Source organism: Arthrobacter sp. BE255 (genome assembly GCF_031457335.1).
Classification (GTDB): domain Bacteria; phylum Actinomycetota; class Actinomycetes; order Actinomycetales; family Micrococcaceae; genus Arthrobacter.
This window is the reverse complement of sequence record NZ_JAVDWK010000028.1, coordinates 1-4,705: the sequence shown is the minus strand read 5'-3', so window position 1 is coordinate 4,705 and position 4,705 is coordinate 1. Positions and strand designations below refer to the sequence as shown.

2 protein-coding genes are annotated in these 4,705 nt (G+C 66.9%); both read left to right on the top strand.

Annotated features, from left to right (window positions below; translation table 11 throughout):
• Nucleotides 1–186 precede the first annotated feature (186 nt).
• Nucleotides 187–1,194: a LacI family DNA-binding transcriptional regulator gene (locus J2X42_RS23260; protein WP_310168497.1), complete on the top strand. Its 1,008-nt coding sequence runs from the start codon at nt 187–189 to the stop codon at nt 1,192–1,194.
• Nucleotides 1,195–1,311: 117 nt separating this feature from the next.
• Nucleotides 1,312–4,365 (top strand): glycoside hydrolase family 2 TIM barrel-domain containing protein, encoded by a 3,054-nt coding sequence (locus tag J2X42_RS23255; RefSeq protein WP_310168496.1) that lies wholly within the window; start codon nt 1,312–1,314, stop codon nt 4,363–4,365.
• The last annotated feature ends 340 nt before the right edge of the window (nt 4,366–4,705 follow it).

The window sequence follows — 4,705 nt, the reverse complement described above, 5'->3', positions numbered from 1 at the left end:
ATTCCCGGATCTCATCACGGCTAATACCTCGCGGACCAACAGACATAGCTGCTCCTGTTCCCTTCAAACGACTGACTCACAACCAGCCTGACGTAGAGGGAAACCCGCAGGAACTGCGAGAGGGTGCTGGGTGTGCCACCAGAGGCGGGCAGGACGTCCCCATGCCTGGCCCTAGACTTACGGTCTATGAGCTCTTCCTTCCCTGGCCGGCCCGCCAAACGCGCCACGATCTTGGACGTTGCCGCGGCTGCGGGTGTTTCGCGCCAGACGGTGACACGCGCGATGAACGACATGCCAGGCATCAAACAGGAGACGCGTGAACGCGTCCAGGAACTCGCGCGCGAACTTGGCTACACTCCCAGCCGCTACGCCAAGGGCCTCGTCCAGGGGGCCCGCACCTCCGTGGGGCTGGCCATACCCGACCTGACCAACCCCTACTTTCCCGCATTCGCCTCCAGCGTGGTTGAGATGGCAACGCTGCGTGGCTGGAATGTAGTGGTGGATGATTTTGGTCACGGAAGCGGCAGCAGCTTGGACGCTGTGGAGCGGCTGTCCCCACAGGTGGATGCTGTCATCGGCTATCTGGGTCCGCACGCGGCCGAGGCTCAGGCATTGCTCGGCCGGCGGCCCGTGGTGGTGCTGGATGAACCCTCCGGCCTGACCGCCGGTGGCATCTCCTTCGACTACCCCTACGCTGCGAGGCTTGCGCTGGAGCGCCTGGCCGCGGCGGGTCGCACGCGTCTTGCCTACCTTGATGCAGGGCCAGCGGAGCAGCTGTCGGCCAGGGGCGCCGCTGTTGGTCGTGCCGCCGAGGATCTCGGCATTGAACTGACAGTGGCCCATGCCGAGGACTCCGCAGAGGGGGCACGGGATTCCGTCGGAGCCATGCTTGCTGCGTATCCGGGGGTGGACGGGCTGCTCGTTTTCAACGACCTCATGGCTGCGGGCGCGCTCAAGGCGCTGGCCGCCGGTGGGCGCTCCGTTCCGGGCGACTGCGCCGTGATCGGCATGGACGGCATACCACTGGGCACGCTGCTGACCCCTGAGCTGACCACGCTCTCGCTGGACCTGCGCGACGTGGGGCGGGCCGCCGTCGACCTCCTCGACGGGCTGCTGACAGGCGCACTCCCGCAGCGCGGCGCAGGCACGCATCTGACGCTCCGCCATGAGCTCGTGATCCGCGCATCGGCGTAGCAAAGGCCTACCCAAAATGCCCGCCGCCGGATAGTCTTAACCAAGCTCGTGAACGTTCACGAATCAAAGCAGCGTCGCCCGGTGCGGCCCTCAAGCACCCTGCAGCAAGGAATATCCATGTCACTTCAGTCTCCCTTTGCGCCGGCCGAGACCCCGGCGGCGTCCGCCAGGCAGTCCACGGGCCGTGCCCTGGACATTGGCGTCGACGACGTCGAGGGCCTGGCGTCCCTGGACCCTGCCCGCGGAACATTGCCGCCCCGCGCCTACCTCCACAGCGACGCCCCCAGGAAGTCCCTCAACGGTGAGTGGCGGTTCCGCCTCAGCTCCGGCATCCGCCAGGCGCCGCGCGACGGCTGGCAGTCCGGCGGGGACCTCAACGGCTTCACGAGCCTGCCGGTTCCGTCCAGCTGGCCGATGCACGGGTATGGTTCGCCGGCCTACACGAATGTCCAGTTCCCGTTCGCCGTGGAGCCGCCGCACGTGCCGGACGCGAATCCGATCGGTGACCACGTGGTGGAATTCCAGGCAGGCCCCGAGTTCTTCCCGCGCGCCCTCCTCCGCTTCGACGGCATCGAGTCGGCCGCCACGGTCTGGCTCAACGGCACGGAACTGGGCACCACGCGGGGCAGCCGGCTGGCCCACGAGTTCGACGTCACGGGAGCCCTCAAAGAAGGCACCAATGTCCTGGCTGTCCGCGTTGCCCAGTTTTCCGCTGCGAGCTACGTGGAGGACCAGGACATGTGGTGGCTGCCGGGCATCTTCCGGGACGTGACCCTGCAGGCCCGGCCGCACGAGGGCATTGATGACGTGTTTGTGCACGCCGGCTATGACCACACGACGGGCGAAGGCATCCTGCGCGTCGAGGCGAGCCGGGCCGGCGAGGCGATTGCCGCCGTCGTACGTGTTCCGGAACTGAACCTGGAGCTGACCGCAGGCAGCGAACACCGTATCCCAGCAGTCTCGCCGTGGTCGGCGGAGCTGCCCCGGCTCTACGACGCGACGGTCAGCGCACCGGGGGAGACAGTCACAGTTCAGCTGGGCTTCCGGAGCATTTCCATCGAGGACGCCCAGTTCAAGGTCAACGGCCGGCGGATCCTGCTGCGCGGGGTCAACCGCCACGAACACCACCCCAAACTGGGCCGCGTGGTGCCGCGCGATGTGGTGGAATCGGAACTGCGGCTGATGAAGCAGCACAACATCAACGCAATCCGCACCTCCCACTACCCGCCGCACCCGGACTTCCTGGCGCTGGCAGACCAGCTGGGCTTCTACGTTGTGCTCGAGTGCGACCTGGAGACCCACGGTTTTGTGAACTCGGGTTGGAACCAGAATCCCAGCGACGACGCGGCCTGGGAGCCGGCGCTGGTGGACCGGATGCGGCGGACCGTGGAGCGGGACAAGAACCACGCTGCGGTGATCATGTGGTCGCTGGGCAACGAGGCCGGCACGGGCCGGAACCTGGCGGCGATGTCGAAGTGGGCCAAGGACAGGGATCCGTCCCGGCCCATCCATTACGAGGGTGACTGGAGCTCGGCCTACGTCGACGTCTATTCGCGGATGTATGCCAGCCAGGCTGAAACGGAACTGATTGGCCAGGGGGTTGAGGAGCCGCTGGACGATCCTGCGCTGGATGCGCGGCGTCGTGCCATGCCGTTTGTCCTGTGCGAGTACGTGCATGCCATGGGCAACGGCCCCGGCGGCATGACCGAATACCAGGACCTGTTCAACCGCTACCCGCGGCTGATGGGCGGGTTCGTGTGGGAATGGCTCGAGCACGGCATCACCGTCACGGACGCTGACGGCCGCGAGCACTTCGCTTACGGCGGCGACTTCGGTGAGGAAGTCCACGACGGCAACTTCGTCACTGACGGCCTCGTGGACGCCCACCGCAATCCGCGTCCGGGCCTGCTGGACTTCAAAAAGGTCATCGAACCCGTGCGTATCAGCGTGGCGGACGACTGGTCCGGCTTCACCGTCCGGAACGGCTATGACTTCGCGGACACGTCAGCGCTGAGCTTCCGGTTTGTGCTGAAGGCCGACGGCGGCGGGCGCGACGGCGGGGCCGGCGACGGCGGCGCGGTGCTTGCGGACGGCGTGGTGGACGTTGCGTCGCTGGCGCCGGGTGCGGAAACGTTCACTGAACTTCCTGGCGGCCTGGCGTCGCTGGCCGACGGACGCGCAGCAGTCCTCACCGTCAGTGCACTCCTTGCTTCGGGAGCAGACTGGGCTGGTGCCGGCCATGAAGTCGCTTGGGGCCAGTCGGTCCAGAACATCGCGGTGCCCGCGGCGCCTCGGGAGTTTGAATCGGTGGGCGTTTCAGAAGGCGTGCTTCGGCTGGGACCGGTGGTGTTTGACCGGGTGTCGGGGCTGCCGCTCTCCATTGGGAGTGTTCCCGTGGACGACTTCCGTCTGGTGCTGTGGTGGGCGCCGACTGACAATGACCTGGGCAGCGAATGGACCGGTCCGGACAGGCGGCCGCTCGCCACCCAATGGAGCCAGGCCGGCCTCAACCGGATGCACCCGCGTTTACTTGGCATCGCCGCAGAGCCAACAGTGGATGGCGGGGAGGTCCTGACTGTCCGCACCCGGGTGGCCGCGGCGGACAAACAGTTTGGCGTGCTGGTGGACTACACGTGGAGCAGCGACGGGGAGTCCGTTGGCCTGCGGACCCGGGTCAGCCCGGACGGGGACTGGACCAATGCAGGCTTCCCCGTTGAGTGGGCGCGGATCGGGCTCGAACTGGTGCTGGGATCTGAGGCCAGCACTGTGAGTTGGTTCGGCCAAGGACCCCACCAGAGCTACCCCGACACCGGCCAGGGCGCGAAGTCCGGCTGGTTCTCGCTGCCCTTGGAGGGCATGGACGTTGACTACGTCCGGCCCCAGGAATCCGGGGCACGGTCAGGAGTGCACGCTGCGTCAGTAGTGCTCGACGCCGGCACGCTGGAGATTGCCGGCGCCCCCTTCGCGCTGACGGTCCGCCCGTACGGCCTCGGCGCCGTGGATGCGGCAACCCACCGGACCGACCTGGTTCCCGACGGCAGGACCCACGTGTACGTTGACCATGCACTGCGGGGTGTGGGAACGGCAGCATGCGGTCCCGGTGTCCTGGAGGCTTATCGGCTCGCGGCCGGGGAAGCGGACTTTACCGTGGTGTTGCGGGCCCGCAGCTGAGGAATTGCCTGTTCCTGGCCTGGGCGCATACAACTCCTGGCGTAGGTGCACGCAGCGTGACCCACCCCATAGTGGGCGGTTCCGGCTGACTGGCCTGTCTGGGGGCGTGCGTGGCCCCTGGAATCCGCGTGGTTTCGGGGGTTTCGGGGGTTGGTGGCTCGTTGGGGGTTGGATTTGCGGTGGGGGTTCGGGGCGTGTATTGTTTTCTGAGTCGCCGCCGCTGATGCGGGAAAATAGCGACAAACCCCCTTTCTTCAACAGCCTGAAAATGGTTCGCTTTGTAGCGTGCCGGATGCGGGTGGGGCCGGTTCGCCGGGGCAGGAAATCGCGGAAACGCCGG